General features: G+C 69.0%; 17 protein-coding genes. 5 read left to right on the forward strand and 12 right to left on the reverse strand.

The window, feature by feature from the left end:
* The first annotated feature begins 39 nt into the window (after positions 1–39).
* Entirely contained in the window at positions 40–477 is a 438-nt protein-coding gene (locus SBI67_RS27810) for a hypothetical protein (protein WP_318983664.1), read from the forward strand.
* A gap of 11 nt (positions 478–488) precedes the next feature.
* Here SBI67_RS27810 and SBI67_RS27815 read toward each other — a convergent pair whose 3' ends face one another.
* Positions 489–947, reverse strand: coding sequence for a nuclear transport factor 2 family protein (locus SBI67_RS27815; RefSeq protein WP_318983665.1), 459 nt, complete (start codon positions 945–947; stop codon positions 489–491).
* A gap of 69 nt (positions 948–1,016) precedes the next feature.
* On the opposite strand from SBI67_RS27815, the gene SBI67_RS27820 reads away from it, so the two are divergent.
* Positions 1,017–2,222 carry an HNH endonuclease signature motif containing protein gene (locus SBI67_RS27820; protein WP_318983666.1) on the forward strand — a complete coding sequence of 402 codons (1,206 nt, stop codon included), beginning with the start codon at positions 1,017–1,019 and terminating at the stop codon, positions 2,220–2,222.
* Here the strand turns inward: SBI67_RS27820 and tsaD are convergent.
* From tsaD to SBI67_RS27860, 8 genes are all read right to left on the reverse strand, one after another.
* On the reverse strand, positions 2,219–3,238 hold the full coding sequence (gene tsaD / locus SBI67_RS27825; protein WP_318983667.1) for a tRNA (adenosine(37)-N6)-threonylcarbamoyltransferase complex transferase subunit TsaD: 1,020 nt from the start codon (positions 3,236–3,238) through the stop codon (positions 2,219–2,221). The two genes, SBI67_RS27820 and tsaD, sit on opposite strands and share 4 nt — an antisense overlap.
* Positions 3,235–3,684 carry a ribosomal protein S18-alanine N-acetyltransferase gene (rimI, locus tag SBI67_RS27830; protein ID WP_318983668.1) on the reverse strand — a complete coding sequence of 150 codons (450 nt, stop codon included), beginning with the start codon at positions 3,682–3,684 and terminating at the stop codon, positions 3,235–3,237. Before rimI ends, tsaD begins: the two co-directional genes overlap by 4 nt.
* Positions 3,681–4,313 carry a tRNA (adenosine(37)-N6)-threonylcarbamoyltransferase complex dimerization subunit type 1 TsaB gene (gene tsaB / locus SBI67_RS27835; RefSeq protein ID WP_318983669.1) on the reverse strand — a complete coding sequence of 211 codons (633 nt, stop codon included), beginning with the start codon at positions 4,311–4,313 and terminating at the stop codon, positions 3,681–3,683. The genes rimI and tsaB overlap by 4 nt, the downstream gene beginning before the upstream one ends.
* On the reverse strand, positions 4,310–4,774 hold the full coding sequence (tsaE, locus tag SBI67_RS27840) for a tRNA (adenosine(37)-N6)-threonylcarbamoyltransferase complex ATPase subunit type 1 TsaE (RefSeq protein ID WP_318983670.1): 465 nt from the start codon (positions 4,772–4,774) through the stop codon (positions 4,310–4,312). The genes tsaB and tsaE overlap by 4 nt, the downstream gene beginning before the upstream one ends.
* Positions 4,767–5,885, reverse strand: a complete 1,119-nt coding sequence (locus SBI67_RS27845; RefSeq protein WP_318983671.1) for an alpha/beta fold hydrolase — start codon at positions 5,883–5,885, stop codon at positions 4,767–4,769. The genes tsaE and SBI67_RS27845 overlap by 8 nt, the downstream gene beginning before the upstream one ends.
* Positions 5,886–5,889: 4 nt before the next feature.
* Positions 5,890–7,044: an alanine racemase gene (gene alr, locus SBI67_RS27850; RefSeq protein WP_413232582.1), complete on the reverse strand. Its 1,155-nt coding sequence runs from the start codon at positions 7,042–7,044 to the stop codon at positions 5,890–5,892.
* An 89-nt stretch (positions 7,045–7,133) separates the two neighbouring features.
* Positions 7,134–8,516, reverse strand: a complete 1,383-nt coding sequence (gene gad / locus SBI67_RS27855) for a glutamate decarboxylase (protein WP_318983673.1) — start codon at positions 8,514–8,516, stop codon at positions 7,134–7,136.
* Positions 8,517–8,527: 11 nt separating this feature from the next.
* Complete coding sequence (locus SBI67_RS27860) at positions 8,528–9,997, reverse strand: bifunctional ADP-dependent NAD(P)H-hydrate dehydratase/NAD(P)H-hydrate epimerase (protein ID WP_318983674.1); 1,470 nt, start codon at positions 9,995–9,997, stop codon at positions 8,528–8,530.
* A 111-nt stretch (positions 9,998–10,108) separates the two neighbouring features.
* On the opposite strand from SBI67_RS27860, the gene SBI67_RS27865 reads away from it, so the two are divergent.
* Positions 10,109–10,483, forward strand: coding sequence for a hypothetical protein (locus tag SBI67_RS27865; protein WP_318983675.1), 375 nt, complete (start codon positions 10,109–10,111; stop codon positions 10,481–10,483).
* Between the two features lie 25 nt (positions 10,484–10,508).
* On the opposite strand, the gene SBI67_RS27870 is transcribed toward SBI67_RS27865, so the two are convergent.
* Together SBI67_RS27870 and SBI67_RS27875 are read right to left on the reverse strand one after the other, a co-directional pair.
* A complete protein-coding gene (locus SBI67_RS27870; RefSeq protein WP_318983676.1) occupies positions 10,509–11,642 on the reverse strand; it encodes a GGDEF domain-containing protein in 1,134 nt (377 codons plus the stop codon).
* An 81-nt stretch (positions 11,643–11,723) separates the two neighbouring features.
* Entirely contained in the window at positions 11,724–12,809 is a 1,086-nt protein-coding gene (locus SBI67_RS27875; RefSeq protein ID WP_318983677.1) for a zinc-dependent dehydrogenase, read from the reverse strand.
* A gap of 187 nt (positions 12,810–12,996) precedes the next feature.
* Here SBI67_RS27875 and SBI67_RS27880 point away from each other — a divergent pair, with 187 nt between their 5' ends.
* Both SBI67_RS27880 and SBI67_RS27885 read left to right on the forward strand, forming a co-directional pair.
* Positions 12,997–14,976 carry a PTS mannitol transporter subunit IICBA gene (locus tag SBI67_RS27880; protein WP_318983678.1) on the forward strand — a complete coding sequence of 660 codons (1,980 nt, stop codon included), beginning with the start codon at positions 12,997–12,999 and terminating at the stop codon, positions 14,974–14,976.
* An 11-nt stretch (positions 14,977–14,987) separates the two neighbouring features.
* On the forward strand, positions 14,988–15,746 hold the full coding sequence (locus tag SBI67_RS27885) for a DeoR/GlpR family DNA-binding transcription regulator (RefSeq protein ID WP_318983679.1): 759 nt from the start codon (positions 14,988–14,990) through the stop codon (positions 15,744–15,746).
* 72 nt (positions 15,747–15,818) lie between these two features.
* On the opposite strand, the gene SBI67_RS27890 is transcribed toward SBI67_RS27885, so the two are convergent.
* Positions 15,819–16,700, reverse strand: coding sequence for an alpha/beta fold hydrolase (locus SBI67_RS27890; RefSeq protein ID WP_318983680.1), 882 nt, complete (start codon positions 16,698–16,700; stop codon positions 15,819–15,821).
* Positions 16,701–16,707: the final 7 nt, after the last annotated feature.

Raw genomic sequence — 16,707 nt, forward strand, 5'->3', positions numbered from 1 at the left:
GGCTCTTTCATCTTGGCGTCGAACAAAGCCAAGATGCGCATGAGCGACCTCCCTGACGAGATTCCCGCTCAACTCGCTGCCGGAATCAATCGGGTCGGCTCACGGGGTTACACCCTGTACTCGATCTATGCGGTTGGCCCGGAGGTTCCCTACGACGAGTTTCCCCACCCCACCGAGTGGATCCAAACCACCGGCGTCGCCCCCGACCGACTGACCGTCGAGATCAAACAACGCGACAACACCGGCGTGCACCGGCTCTACACAATCGGCCACCCCGAAGCCGCCACCGAGACCGCCGAAACCGAAACCATCCACAACGGCGACAACAAATACCGCGTCCGCCCCGCCGAAGTCCTCACCGCCACCGAAGCCATCGCACTCTTCCAGCACTACTACGACACCCACACCGTGCCCGCCGGATGGCGCCTGCGCGAACAACCCGAATTCGCCGATAGGGACGACGGCGAATCCTGCTGAGCGACAGCGGGTTACCGTCCGTAAGCCGCAGGGTCGACATTGAGATGGGCGGACACGTCGCCCACCATCTCGACGTCGACCAGACGCTGCGTGAAATACCAGCCGTCCGCGGCACGAGCGAAGGTGTCGGCGTACCGGCCCACCACGATCGGCTGCAGCGGCACCGCCTCGGTGTGCTGGACCACCACGAAGGTGGACCGCGCCGTCGCCGCATCACCGTCGACATCGATGATCGGGTTCAGCACCAGGTGGCGGGTGCGCGGACGGTTGCCGTGCTCGGGGTAGCGTCGCGTGGTCATCGCGAACAGTCCGGCGATATTCTCGGCCCCCGACACGGAACCGGAAGCCGGTCCGCCGAACGAGGCGCGTCCCAGCAGTTTCCCGACGCCGTCGAAGTCGCCCGCATCGATCAGTTCGGCGTAGGTGTAGAGCAACTCGGCAATGGCCGTTTTGTCCTGCGGGTCCGCCATCGGGCCACCTTAACCCACGGGCCGGCGCAGCGGTCCGTACTTGTCGGACCCTGGTGCGACAATGGAGATATGCCCACCACCGCAGCATCTTTGGAACCCAAAGAGCGGCTGGAGGGACTCTTCGACGAGGTCGCCGAACTGATGGGCCAGCGCAACGCCATCGACAGCCGGCTGGTCGAAATCGTCGCCGAGATCGACCGCACCGACCTCGCCGGCATGACCGGCTGCCGCTCCATCAACGCACTGGTCGCCTGGAAGACCGGCATGTCCGAACGCAACGCCGAGGTCATGGTCGCCGTCGCGCACCGCCTCGACGACTTTCCTCGCTGCGCCCAAGGCATGCGGGAAGGCAAACTCTCGCTGGACCAGGTCGGCGTGATCGCCGAACGCGCCGCCGACGGCTCTGATGCCCACTACAGCGAACTGGCCCTCTCGGCCACCGTCAGCCAACTGCGCACCGCGATCAACTTCGTGCCCCGCCCACAGCCCCAAGGCAAAACCGAACCGACACCACAGATCACCAAAACCGAACACGGCGAGCACACCACCTACCGCATCACCCTGCCCCGGCTAGAAGCCGCCACACTCGACGCCGCCCTCCAATCGCGCCACGACGCACTGATCGCCGAACACCCCGGCGACCAGACCCCATTGCCCACCCGGGTCGACGCGTTCATGAGCCTGGTGCACGCCGGCTGGGACACCGACGTCGCCGCCCGCCCCCACGGCCAGCACACCACCGTCATCGTGCACGTCGAGGTCGACCGACCCGCCGCCCTGCACCTGGGCCCGGTCCTCACCGACAACGAGCGCCGCGAACTGCTCTGCGACACCACCTGCGAAGTTTGGTTCCAACGCGACGGCCGCCCGATCGGGGCCGGGCGGTCCACCCGCACCATCAGCCGCCGGCTGCGCCGGGCGTTGGAGCACCGCGACCGGCACTGCGTGGTGCCCGGCTGCGCATCCACCCGAGGCTTGCATGCGCATCACCTCGTGCACTGGGAGGACGGCGGCCCCACCGACCTGGACAATCTGGTCCTGCTCTGCCCGCGGCACCACCGGATGCATCACCGCGGGGAGATCACCATCACCGGCCCCGCCCACCGCCTCGTCGTCACCGACGCCGACGGCGACCCACTGCACGGCGGATCACTCGCACACCCACCCACCACGGCGCCACCGACCGTCGCCCCCTACAAGGGCCCGACCGGCGAACGCGCCCAATGGTGGTGGTACAACCCCTTCCAACCGCAGCCACCGCCGTCGCCGAATTAGGCCACCTGCCCCTTGACCACCGGCAGGCCCGGATCGCTGGCCACTGCCAGCGAGGACGGCGGCGCTCCGGCATCGATCAGATGCGCGGCGAACGACGCGATCATGGCACCGTTGTCGGTGCACAGCCGTGGCCGCGGCACGCGCAGCGTCAAACCGGCTGCTGCACAACGCTCTTCGGCGAGCTCCCGAACCCGCGAATTCGCGGCCACCCCGCCGGCGATCAGCAGCGTCGACACCCCGAGATCAGTGGCCGCCCGCACCGCCTTCGCGGTCAGCACATCGGCCACCGACTCCTGGAATCCCGCCGCCACATCGGCAGCCGAAAAATCGGCGTTGCGCTCCAAGTAGCGAGCCACCGCGGTCTTCAGGCCGGAGAAGCTGAACGCGTAGGGATCGTCACGCGGGCCCGTCATCCCGCGTGGGAACACGATCGCGGTCCGATCACCGGTGCGGGCCAACTCGTCCAGCGGCCGTCCGCCCGGGTACCCCAGGCCCAGCAGCCGGGCCACCTTGTCGTAGGCCTCCCCCGCCGCGTCGTCGACGGTGCTGCCCAATTCCACGATGGGCTCCCCCAGCGAGCGCACGTGCAGCAACTCGGTGTGCCCGCCAGATACGAGTAGCCCCACACATTCCGGAAGCGGGCCATGGTCGTACACGTCGGCGGCCAGGTGCCCGCCCAGATGGTTCACCGCATAGAAGGGCACGTCCCAGGCTGCGGCATAAGCCTTGGCGGCGGCGACGCCGACCAGCAGCGCGCCGGCCAGGCCGGGTCCGATGGTGGCGGCGACCACGTCGGGCCTGCGCACCCCGGCCGCGTCCAGGGCCCGACGCATGGTCGGGCCGAGCGATTCCAGATGGGCGCGGGAGGCGATCTCGGGCACCACGCCGCCGAAGCGGGCGTGCTCGTCGACGCTGGAGGCCACTTCGTCGGCCAGCAGGGTCACCCTGCCGTCAGCCAACCGGGCAATACCGACTCCCGTTTCGTCACAGGAGCTTTCGATGGCCAAGACGATCATCTGGGATCTCGCTTCATGGTGTAGGCATCGGCGCCACTGACCTTGTAATACCGCTTGCGCAGTCCGACGGTGACGAAACCGACGCTCTCGTAGAGAGTGATCGCCGCGTCGTTGTCGGTGCGTACTTCCAGGAACACCACACCGCGGTCGGCGAAGTCCAACAGGTCGTTCAGCAACATCCTGCCGATCCCGTTGCCCTGGTAATCCGGGTCGACGCCGATGGTGTGTACCTCGTACTCGAACGGTGGGATCCGGCCCAGCCGGGCGATGCCGGCGTAGCCCACCAAACGGCCACCGTCGCGCGCGGCCACGTAGTGATTGTGTTTGACCTCCAGGGCCTGCAGGAACGCCGACGGCGGCCACGGATCGTCACCGGCGAACAACTGGGCCTCGAGTTCTGCGCACCGATCCGCATCCAGTGGGGTCAGCGCGTCGATCACGGTCACGCCAAACCCCGTTCGGCCAGTGACTTGGCGTCCGGGCGGCGCAGGTACAACGGCACCAGCGGCTCGGGTTCGGCGGTCCAATCGGTAACCACCGCAGCCAGTTCGGCGGACGACGGGTATTCCGGACCGATCACCGGCAAGCCGAAAGCGGCGGCGTGCGCGGGCGAACCGGCCACCGCGTCCAGTCCGTCGACGGGCACGTCGGCGGCGGCATGGACCTCGGGGCCCGCGACGCGCACCCCGTCGCGGTAGCGCGCCCAGTAGACCTCACGGCGCCGGGCGTCGGTGACCACCAGAACCTCGCCGCGGGTCGACCGGCCGATGGCATCCAGGCTGCACACCCCGAAAACCGGGATGTCCAGTGCATGACCGTAGGCCGCCGCCGTGGCCATCCCCACCCGCAGACCGGTGAACGGGCCCGGCCCGCACCCGACCACCACGGCATCCAGGTCAGCCATCGATCTGCCGCTGTCGGCAACTGCGGCAAGGACATTCGGGGTCAGGCATTCGGCGTGTGCGCGGGCGTCGACGGTGATCCGCTCGGCCAACGTCGTCACCTCGGCGCCGACGAGGACGACGCCGGCCGTCACGGCGGGGGTGGCGGTGTCGATGGCCAGTACCAGAGTCATAACCTGCTCCATTGCCAGGTCGCGGTGCGCGCGTCGGTGTCGGTGTCACGGTCCAGTCGGACATCCAGGTGGTTGTCGGACAACCGCTCGGCCAGCCCTTCACCCCATTCGACCACCACCACCGCATCCTCCAGGTCGGTGTCCAGATCCAATGAATCCAGCTCCCCGAGAATGTCATCGGTCTGATCCAGCAACCGGTAGATGTCGACGTGGATCAGGGCGGGGGCACCGGCCCGGCGGGCCGGATGCACCCGAGCCAATACGTACGTGGGCGAGGTGACCGGCCCGTCGACATCCATGGCGCGGGCTATTCCCTTGGTCAGCAGCGTCTTTCCGGCGCCCAGCGGCCCGGACAACACCACCACGTCACCCGCACGCAACTGCGCCCCCAACCGCACCCCGAGCGCCATGGTGTCGGCTTCACTGGCCAGCACCGCGGTGCCGTCCTCGCGCTCAGCCATGCCGGGTCCGGTCTTTCAGCCGCCGGGTCAGGGCGACCAGCCGCGACGGAGTGGCCCGCTCCACCAGGCGCACCAGCGCGTCGTCGATCACCTCGGGCTGCTCCAGCTGCACCAGGTGACCGGCTCCCTCGACGATCACCAGCTCCGATTTCGGCAGTGCCACCGCCATCTCCTGCGAGTACTCCATCGGGGTAAGCAGATCATGGTCGCCGCACGCGATCAGCGTCGGGACCTTGGCCAGCGTCGTCAACCCCTCCCGCTCATCGTGCACCTCCAGCGCGTGCAGGAAACCGACCATGGTCGTCATCGGGGTCTCGTGCATCATCCGCTGGGAGAACGCCACGACACTGCGGCTGACCTTCTCGTCACCGTAGGACGCGGCGCGCAGCACCGGACCGAGCACCGAACGCGCGGCGCCACGCCCGCGGTTGACCAGCCCGGGGGCATAGCGGACGGCGAAGCGGGCCGCTTCCAACGCCGGATTCTTCAGGATCTCCCCCAGCGGTGAGCGCGAAACCCCTTCGGCGGCAGAAGCTATCAGTGCCGCGCCGACGATCCGGCCGCTGTACCGCTTCGGGAATTGGCGGGCGTGCGACAGCACCGTCATGCCGCCCATGGAGTGCCCGACCAGCACAATGGGCCCGCGGGGAGCCACCACCGCCAGCACCGACTCCAGGTCCTGCCCCAGCTGCGGAACGGTGAACGTGTCAGGCGGGGCATCCCCGGACAGCCCATGGCCACGTTGGTCGTAGAACACCATGCGCACCTGATCGCCCCACTGCTGCGCCAACCGCGCCCGCTGAAAGTGGAACGCGCCCATGCGCAGACAGAATCCATGGGCGAACACCACCGTCAGCCGCGCATCGGGTGGGCCCACCTCACGCACCGCCAGCGGTACACCGTCGGGCGTGGTGACCACGGCCCTGCGGTCGGCGTGCAGGAGTTCGAAGTTCTCGTCCACGTAGGGGTCGTCCATACCGGGTCGCCTGCCGACCGACCGCGCGACCGACACCCCGGCCACCGAGCCGACCGCCGCCAGTCCGGCGAGCCCGGCCAGCCACGGCACCTTGCCCCGGTCCGGGTGCGGCGGCCGAACGGCGTCGTCGGTCACCGCGTCAGCCCGCTTCGCCCTTGTAGACCCGGGTGACGCGGCCCCGCGGGCTGGTGACCACCTCGTAGTTGATGGTGCCGAGCAGGTCCGCCCAGTCCTGGGCCGTGGATTCACCGTGGTCCCCGGGACCGAACAGGATCGCCTCGTCGCCGACGGTCACATCGGTTGCGCCGGGACCGAGGTCGACCAGGAACTGGTCCATGCAGATCCGGCCCACGTTGGGCCGACGGCGACCGTTGATCAGCACCTCGATTCGACCGCTCAGCGGCCGGTACACCCCGTCGGCGTAACCGATGGGCAGCAACGCCAGCGTGGTGTCGTGGGGCGCCACCCAGGTGTGCCCGTAGGACACGCCCTGCCCGGCCGGCACGGAACGGACCAGCGCGACAGGGCATTTCAGCGTCATCACGGGCCGCAGCCCCATATCGCCGAGTTCGGGGATGGGGCTCTGCCCGTAGAGGGCGATACCGGGCCGGATCATGTCGTAGGCCAGGTCGTGGCGCGTCATCGCGCCCGGCGAACTGCACAGGTGCGCGATCTCGAAGTCCACCCCGGCCGCCCGCGCCGTGGCACGCATGGCGTCGAAGCGCTCGGCCTGCCGGTCGGTGGCCTCCGGGTGGGCCGGGTCGTCGCCGTTGGCCAGATGGCTCATGATGCCGCGCAGCCGCAGTGCGCCGTCGGCCGCGCCGCGACCCAGTGCCGTCAGCACCGCGGGCAGGTCGGCCGCGGCCACCCCGTTGCGGGTCATCCCGGTGTCCACCTTCAACGTCACCACCGCGGTCACCCCGGTGCGCCGCACCGCGTCCAGCACGTCCTCGATCTGAGTCAGCGAGGACACCGCGATCTGGACGTCGGCGGCCACCGCGGGCCCGAAATCGGTGCCGGGGGTGTGCAGCCAGGACAGGACCGGTGCGCTGATGCCGTCGTGGCGCAGGGCGAGCGCCTCGTCGACGGTGGCCACCCCGAGCTCAGCGGCGCCCGCTGCCAGCGCCGCCCTGGCCACCGGCGTCGCGCCGTGCCCGTAGCCGTCGGCCTTGACCACCGCCATCACCTCGGCGGAACCGGCGTGCTCACGCAGAACGCCCACGTTGTGGGCGACCGCATCGAGATCGATGAGGGCCTGTGCGCCGAGAACATCGGTTGTCTGCATCGCCACCATTTTCGCATGCCCGCGAACGTGAGCCGGTTTGCGGAGACCGCCCGAGACCTCGATCACAAGGGCACGTTCGGCGGCGCACCGTCACAGGTTCAGTGCGCGAACGGCTGTACCTCGTCGAAGTGCCCGTTGGGCTTGAGCTCGTCGAGATGGCCCAGGGCGGTGATGGTGTCCTCCTTGAGGGCGCGGGCCAGGTCGGCCGAGAAGCCTTCCCGGACCACCACCCGCAGCACCGTGACGTCCTCGGCCCCCTCCGGCATGGTGTACGCGGGTACCTGCCAGCCGTAGGCCCGCAGCGCGTGCGACACGTCGAACTCGGTATAGCCCGGGTCGCCCTTGAGCCGGAAACTGACCACCGGGATGGCCGACCCGTCGGTGATCACCTCGAAATGCTCGCTGGCCCGCAACTGGTCGCCCAGCCACCGCGCGGTCTGCGACAGGCACTGCATCACCTGGGTGTATCCGGCGCGGCCCAACCGCAGGAAGTTGTAATACTGGCCCACCACCTGGTTACCGGGCCGGGAGAAGTTCAGGGTGAAGGTGGGCATGTCACCGCCGAGGTAGTTGACCCGGAACACCAGATCCTCGGGCAGGTGCTCCTTGTTGCGCCACACCACGAATCCGATACCCGGATAGGTCAGCCCGTACTTGTGGCCGCTGACGTTGATCGACACCACTCGCGGCAGCCGGAAGTCCCACTGCAGGTCCGGATGCAGGAACGGCACCACGAACCCGCCGCTGGCCGCGTCCACATGCACGGGCACGTCCACGCCACCGTCGGCAGCGAGCGTGTCCAGGGCCGCGCAGATCTCGGCGATCGGCTCCAACTCGCCGGTGAACGTGGTCCCCAGGATGCCGACCACGCCGATGGTGTCCTCGTCGACCGCCTCGACCACCTGCTCGGGCGTGATGACGTAGCGGTCCTGCGCCATCGGCAGGTAGCGCGGTTCGACGTCGAAGTACCGGCAGAACTTCTCCCACACCACCTGCACGTTGGAACCCAGCACCAGGTTGGGGGTGCGCGTCTTCCAGTCCTTGCCGACCTTGTCCCGCCACCGCCACTTCAGCGCCAGTCCGGCCAGCATGACGGCCTCGCTGGAACCGATGGTGGACACCCCGACCGCGGTAGCCGGATCGTCATCACGCAGGTCCTCGGCGTGGAAGAGGTCGGCCACCATGGCCACACACCGCGACTCGATGGCCGCGGTGGCCGGGTATTCGTCCTTATCGATCATGTTCTTGTCGAACGTCTCGGCCATCAGCTTGTCGGCCTCGGGTTCCATCCACGTGGTGACGAAGGTGGCCAGGTTCAGCCGGGAACTACCGTCGAGCATCAGCTCGTCGTGGATGAAGCGGTAGGCCGCCTCGGCCTCCATCGAGTCGTCGGGCAACCGCAGCGACGGCACCGGGTCGGTGGACAACCGCCCGGTGTAGGCCGGCGAGATGGACGGTCCTGGCGTGTGCCGTGCTGGCATGGGGGTCCCTTCTAGAGTTGCGCGACGGATGAACGGATATGGGCCAGAATGCCTTCCGCCGAAGTGGGCACCGCACGCGGTCCCGGGTCGGCGGCGGACAGTCCGGCGGCGCGGGCATGCACGTAGGCCGCCATCGCGGCGGCTTCGGTGGGCGGCAGGCCGGACGCCAGCAATGCGCCGATGATCCCGGACAGCACATCGCCGGAACCGGCTGTGGCGGCCCACGATTGGCCGGCGGGGTTGAGGTAGCTGACATCACCGTTACTCCCCGTCGCTTCGCTCGCCCCGGCGTCAATTCCCGTCGCTTCGCTCGCCCCAGGGCCGGCGATGACGGTGACGTTGCCCTTCAGCAGCACCGTGGCGCCGAGCCGCTGGGCCAGTTCCCGTGCGGCGGCGACCCGGTCCGGCCCGACCGGATGCCCGGCCACCCGTTCATACTCCCCGGCGTGCGGGGTGAGAACGGTTGGCGCGGAACGGTTTTCCACCCATTCCGGGTGAGCGGCCAGCAATGTCAGCCCGTCGGCGTCGACGATGACCGGCAGGTCGGTGTCCAGCGCGAAACGCAAAGTCTCGGTGGCGGTTTCGTCGGTGCCCAGTCCTGGTCCGACGACCCAGGATTGCACCCGGCCGGCGGTTTCTGGCCGGCCGGTGGCGATCACCTCGGGCCAGTGCGTCACGACGTTGGCTGCCGCGCTGCCGGCATAGCGCACCATGCCCGAGGTGGCGGCCACGGCCGCACCGGTACACAGGATCGCCGCCCCCGGATAGGTGGCCGAGCCGGCCAGGATGCCGGTCACGCCCTGGGTGTACTTGTCGTCGTGCGGCCCCGGCACCGGCCACCGTGCGGCGACGTCGGCCGCCTCGAGCTCCCGCACCGCGCTGGGCGGCAAGTCCAGCCCGATGTCGACGAGTTCGACGCGCCCGCATTCGCCGAGCGCATGCACGGGTTTGTAGCCGCCGAACGTCACGGTGAGCGCGGCCATGACATGTGGCCCGTCGGCGGCACCGGTGTGGACGTCGACACCGCTGGGGATGTCGACGGCGACCACCGGTGCGGCATTGGCGCCGAACACCGCGGCGGCGGCAGGGCGCAGCGGGCCGCGGCCGGAGATGCCGACCACACCGTCGATCACCAGATCCGTGGCCGCCGGGATCTCGGCGACGGTGTGTCCGCCGGCCCGGCGGAACGCCGCAAGGGCCGCAGCATGGGTGTGCTGCGTGTTGAGCAGCACGGCGCTGATGGCGACACCACGGCGGCGCAGCAAGGTGGCCGCCCACAGGGCGTCACCGCCGTTGTCGCCGGAGCCGACCACGGCGCACACCCGCCGGCCGGAAACCCCACCGGAGCGGGCGCGTAACTCCTGCGCGATGGCCGCCGCCAGTCCGTAGGCGGCGCGTCGCATCAGCACGCCGTCGGGTAGGGCCGCCAATAGCGGCGCCTCGGCGGCCCGGATCGCATCTGCGGTGTAATAGTGGCGCATCGACTCCCGTCCGCTCGATTTGGCCGCGCGCCAACACGTTACGCGTCGCAGCGATCGAGCGGGTCCAATCCCGGCCACGCGCGTCGCCTCGCAGCGCTAGAGTCACCGCTCATGACGTACGGCTACCAGCCGTTCCCGGCACCTCCGCCGGCGCGGCGGCCGCGTTCGGGTGTCGACCTCGGGGTGTCCATCACCCTGCTGGTACTGACCTATGCCGGCGGGGCCGCGGCCGCCGTGCTCGGTGTGTTCATGATGGCGTTCACCGATTACTGCCCACCGGCCACCTGCGATATCGACGCGGGCGTGACCGCGGCGATGACCGGCTTCGGCGTGGCAGCGCTGATCACCCTCGCCGGGACCGTAGTCACCATCGTGGCGCTGGTACGCCGGGCGCGGGGTTGGCCGTGGGCGCTCGGCACGATGGTGGTGTGCGGGGCGGCGTGCGGGCTGGCGCTGGCAGGGTATGTCACAGCCGTGGGCGGCTAATCAGGCACCAGCCGTGGGCGGCTAATCAGGCACCAGCCGTGGGCGGGTGGGCCGCGAAGACCACCTTGTCACCGCCGTCGCGTTTCGCCGCGAACATGGCGTCGTCGGCGCGGGCGATGAGGTGGCCGAGCACCCCGACCGGATCGTCCCCGGCGGCGAACCGGGCCGCCGACAGCCCGGTCGCCCCGACGCTGGCGGTGACCGCCGGATCGGTGTGATCGGCCAGCGCCGCGCGCAGTTTCTCCGCCGTCGGCTCGGCCTCGCCGGGCGCGACGATGTCGACGACGACGAACTCCTCACCGCCCACCCTGGCCACCAGGGCGCTGCCGGACACCACCGCTTCCAGCCGCCGGGCGCTGCGGACCAGCACCTCGTCACCGGCGGCATGCCCGTAGGCGTCGTTGATGCCCTTGAACCGGTCCAGGTCGAGGACGGCCACCAGCACCGTGCGCTCGCCTTTGAGACGACGGCGCACCAGGCCGTCGATGTGCATGGACAGGCCACGGCGATTCAGCAGACCGGTGAGCGGGTCGGTGGCCGCCTCGTTGGCATCGGTACGCAAAACCCAGATGGCGAATTGGACGGCCGCGGGCGCGAAGGCCAGCGCGATACCGGCCAGCGCCCTGGCCAGCACCAGGGCAATATCGCCGTGTAACTCGGCCCCGATCCGCACCGCGACCGCGACCATCGTCACCACACACCACAAGCTGTGCAGGACAATAACTTTCGGCCCGTCGAAAAAGACGATGTAGAACGACACCAAGGTCAATGCACTCAGCGCGAAGCTGCCCGACAGCGCCCGGGTGTCCAAGAGCGACACCAGCAGGATGCCCACGTCGAAACCGACGATGCAGGCCCGCGACAGCAGCCGCGACGGCCACGGCGCCAACCACCAGGCCAGCGCACCGGCGAACGTGCACACCGCGAACGCCAGGGCGGCGGCACGCGCGTACGGCGGTGCCGGCGCGACGGCGGACAGCTGGGCCACCAGCACCACACAGCCGATCACGGTCGCGGCGGCCCCGATCAGCACTCGGATCAAGCCCGCCAGCGACCGCTTGGCGAAGTATCCGACTTGCCCGTCGTAGTCCACGGGCGTGGTCCACCACTGCACCAGCGCACGGCCGACGGCGCGGCGAGCCTTGGCATCTAGCAGCAACCCGTTGCCCCCACGGAGTCGACGTCGGCGGACGCCTAAACCTAGAGCAAGCCGGCGGTTCCCGGAAGAGCCGGCGCGGGTCTACCCCGCGGCGCCGACGGCAACGGTGCTGGGCTCGACCGTCACCTTGATGGCCTCGCCCTTCTGCACGATGTCGAAGGCGTCGAGCACGTTGTCGATGGGGATGTGCCGGGTGATGAGGTCCTTGACGGGCACTTGGCCGGTCGAGATGTACTGCAACGCGCGCTTGTTGTGGATCGGTGCCGATCCGTTGGCGCCGTGGATGTGCAGCTGGCGGTAGTGCACCACGTTGGAATCGCAGGTGATGGTGGGGTTGGTCTTCGGCAGGCCGCCGAAGAACGAGATCCGGCCGTTGCGAGCCGCCATCGCGATGGCCTGTTCCTGGGTGATGTTGGCGGCGGTCGCGGTGATGACCACGTCGGCGCCGCGCCCGCCCGTCAGCTCCATGACCCGCTCGACCACGTCGACCTCGGCCCCGTTGATCACCTCGTCGGGGGCGACCGCGTCGGCCGACATCTGCAGTCGGGCGGCGTTGACGTCCACCAGGTACACGGGTCCGCACTTGTGCACACCGCGGGCGATGCGGATGTGCATGCAGCCGATCGGCCCCGCACCGAACACCACGACGGTGTCGCCCTCTTCGATACCGAGCAGATCCTGGGCATTGATGGCGCAGGCGAACGGCTCGGCTGCCGAGGCCTCGTCGTATCCGACGTTGTCCGGAATCCGGTTCAGCCCATCGACTTTGAGCACCTGACGCGGCACGATCATGTATTCGGCGAACCCGCCGTCGTACTGGTAGCCGATCGATGTCTGGTTCTGGCACACCGCCATCCAGCCCTTGCGACACTCATGGCATTCGCCGCACGGCACGGCGGCGATGACCTGCACCCGGTCGCCGACCTGCCAATCGGTCGCGTTCGCCGTGTTTACGTTGGCGCCGACCTCAACGACCTCACCGGCGACCTCGTGACCGAGGGTGCGCGGCGGCGTCAGGTTCTGGTGCCCGTTGTGCAGGATCTTGACGTCGGTGCCGCAGGTGGAGCAGTTGCGCACCCGGATCTTGACCTCATCGGGCCCGCATTGCGGTTCCGGCACGTCCTCAAGGCGGACGTCCTCAGGCGCGTAGTAACGCAGGGCTTTCATGACGGTCCTCCTGTGTCGGGGGTTACATGTTGACTCGACTCTACCGGAAAACGGTCATAACTCCACACTATTTTGTGCCCATTTGCGTCTGATTGCTTGCATTGATGCCCGGTTGTGCGGTTAACTTGCAGTCATGTGACCGGCGTCACCACGCGTCGGCAGGCACCGAGACAACCCGGAGGTCACCATGTCCCTGGTCGAAACCCCTGCAGCGCCGTCCGGCGGGGCACCACGCGGCGGCGCCCGCGTGCGGGTGCAGAAACTGGGCACCGCGCTGTCGAACATGGTCATGCCCAATATCGGCGCATTCATCGCCTGGGGCCTGATCACCGCCCTGTTCATCAAGGCCGGCTGGCTCACGGGCATCTTCCACAACCTGCAGGATCCCAGTGGCTGGGTCGCGAAGATCGGCGGCTGGGGCGACTTCGACGGCGCCGGGATCGTCGGCCCGATGATCACCTACCTGCTGCCGATCCTGATCGGCTACACCGGCGGGCGGATGGTGCACGGCAACCGTGGTGCGGTGGTGGGCGCGATCGCCACCATGGGTGTGGTCACCGGAGCCGACGTGCCGATGTTCATGGGCGCGATGATCATGGGCCCCCTCGGCGGTTACTGCATGAAGCGGCTGGATGCACTGTGGGAGGGCAAGATCCGGCCCGGCTTCGAGATGCTGGTGGACAACTTCTCGGCCGGTATCCTCGGGCTGCTGCTAGCCGTCTTCGGGTTCTTCGGCATCGGACCGATCGTCGAGGCGTTCACCAAGGGTGCGGGCAACGCGGTGAACTTCCTGGTCGACAACGACCTGCTGCCGCTCACCTCGATCCTCATCGAGCCGGCGAAGGTGCTGTTCCTCAACAACGCCATCAACCACGGCGTGCTGACTCCGCTGGGCACCACGCAGGCGTTGGAGACCGGCAAGTCGATCCTGTTCCTGCTGGAGACCAATCCCGGCCCCGGGCTCGGCGTGCTGTTGGCGTTCATGTTCTTCGGCCGGGGCGCGGCCCGCGCCTCTGCCCCGGGCGCGGCGATCATCCAGTTCTTCGGCGGCATCCACGAGATCTACTTCCCGTACGTGCTGATGAAGCCGAAGCTGATCGCGGCCACCATCCTCGGCGGTATGACCGGCGTCTTCATCAACGTGCTGTTCGGTTCGGGGCTGCGGGCCCCGGCCGCGCCCGGGTCGATCATCGCGATCTACGCCCAGACGCCGGGCAGCAGCTTCCTCGGCGTGACACTCGCCGTGGCGGCCTCGACCGCGGTGTCCTTCGCCGTGGCGGCCCTGCTGCTCAAGACCGACCGCAGCACCGACGAGCCGGACCTGGCCGCCGCGACCGCCGAGATGGAGGCCCTCAAGGGCAAACGCTCCAGCGTGGCGTCCGCATTGACCGGTGCCGACCCCGGCCGGATCAGCAGCATCGTCTTTGCCTGCGACGCCGGGATGGGATCCTCGGCGATGGGTGCCTCGGTACTGCGCAAGAAGGTGCAGGCGGCGGGCTTCGGGGACGTCAAGGTGACCAACCAATCGATCGCCAACCTGACCGACAGCTACGGGCTGGTGGTCACCCACCGCGACCTGACCGACCGTGCCCGGCAGCGGACCGGCTCGGCCATCCATGTGTCGGTCGACGATTTCATGAGCACGCCGCGCTACGACGAGATCGTGGAGTTGCTGCAGCAGACCAACGGCACGGGCACCACGACCGCCCCCGCATCGGAGACGCCCACCGAGACCGGCCACGATGTGTTCGGGCTCGAGTCCATCGTGCTCGACGGTTCGGCAGCCAACGCCCACGATGCCATCACCGAGGCCGGGCAGTTGCTGGTGGCGGCCGGTGCGGTCGACCCGTCCTATGTCGATGCCATGCACGAGCGGGAGAAGTCGGTATCCACCTACATGGGTAACGGCCTGGCCATCCCGCACGGGACCAACGAGGCCAAGGGAGCCATCCGCAAGACCGGGATCTCATTCGTCCGCTATCCCGAGCCGATCGACTGGAACGGCAAGCCCGCCGAGTTCGTGGTCGGCATCGCCGGCGCGGGTGATGACCACATGGCCCTGCTCACCCGGATCGCGCATGTGTTCCTGGACAAGGAGCAGGTGGCCCGGCTTCGTGCGGCGGGCACCGCCGAGGAGATCCGGGCGGTGTTCAGCACCGCCGGGTAAGAATGGCAGCCGTGGATTCAGAGACCCGCCAGAGCCGCATCGTCGAGTTCGCCCGCACCAGGGGGCGGGTCGAGGTGCTGGCGCTGGCCGAGGAGCTCCAGGTGGCGTCCGAGACGATCCGGCGCGATCTGAAGGTGCTCGCCGGGCGCCGGCTGCTCAAGCGGGTGCACGGCGGTGCCGTCCCGCTGGAAACGGCGGCCTTCGAATCCACCGTCGAGTACCGCAGCCAGGTCGACCTGGCGCAGAAGCACCGGATCGCCGCCGCGGCGGCAAACCTGCTGCACGGCGCCGAAACCGTGTATCTGGACGAGGGATTCACCCCCCGGCTGATCGCCGAGAAGATCGCCGGGCGGGAGCTGACGGTGGTGACGTCGTCGCTGCTGGCCGCCGAGGCGCTCGCCCACAGCGACACCGTCACCGTGCTGCTCCTCGGCGGCCGGATGCGCGGCAGAACCCTTGCCACGGTAGATCATTGGGCTGTGGAGCGGCTGCGCACGCTGGTGATCGACGTGGCGTATCTGGGCACCAACGGGATCACCGTCGAGCATGGCCTGACCACCCCTGATCCCGCGGTGGCCGCGGTCAAGCACACCGCGGTGACCGTCGCCACCCGACGGATTCTGGTCGCCGCCCATTCCAAGTTCGGTCAGACCAGCTTCTGCCGGTTCGCCGAGGTGGCCGATTTCGAATCGATCGTCACCGGATCCGAACTGTCCAGCACCGAAGCACACCGCTATGAGGCGTTGGGGCCCAGCGTTATTCGGGTCTGACCGCGGTGCGTTTGTGCGGTTTCGTCCGCGGCTCGCCGGTCCGGCGGTATGACGACGCACAATGGCGGCGCATCACCCGTCGACGCCGTCCCAGAACCGGTGCGCACGCGCGGCGATCTCGTCGGGGAACTCCCCGGTGATGGCGTGTGACGCCGACGTCCACAGTTCCACCTGGCCGTGCCGCAACGTCGCGCGTGCGGTGTCCGCGGCGCGGCGGCCGTCGTGGATGACGCTGCGCCCGGCGATCAGCGCCAGCACGGGCACTTCCAGCGCGGCCAACTGAGCCCGGCTGAACCGGGTGGGCGCCGGCTGGTGCAGCTCGAAATCGGCGGTCCCGGCGTCGATGAGCGCGGCCACCGGGCTGCCCTCGTCGACCTCGGCGCCGCCGGTGATCCAGCGCAGGATCCGGCGGCGCAGCCATTGCGGCGTCCCGGCCAGACCCATCGGGGCGAAGGCCGCCATCGTGCGAAGCGGTATCGGCGCGAAGGTCAGCACCGGATCGAGCAGCGTCAGTGACGCCACCCGCGCCGGCTGGTGCACGGCGTAGTTGACCGCACTCCAGCCACCGAACGACACCCCCAGCAGATGCACGGAGTCCAGCCCGAGGCCGGCGAGCAGTTCACCGAACCACCACGCCTGATCCCCCGGTCCAGTCATCGGCAGCTGCTGCACGGACAGCCCGGGCTCGCCGAGCAGGTCCACGCAGTACACGGTCCGTCGCGCGAGCAGACCCGGCAGATTCTCCGCCCACATGGGTGTGGCCGCGTTGCGGCCGGGCAGTAGCAGCACCGGACGCCCGGCGGGACCGCCGAACCGGTAGGCCCGCACCGTCCCGAATGTCGTTGGCACGTCGAAGGTCTCACCGGCGCGAGGCAGCGCCGCCAGCGCGGCGTCGTAAGCCCGCAGGTAGTGGGCGCGGGCGGACTCGCTGCGCCAGCGGCCTACTGCACCCACTCGACCA

This window comes from Mycolicibacterium chengduense (genome assembly GCF_033741155.1).
In the GTDB taxonomy this organism is placed as follows: Bacteria; Actinomycetota; Actinomycetes; order Mycobacteriales; family Mycobacteriaceae; genus Mycobacterium.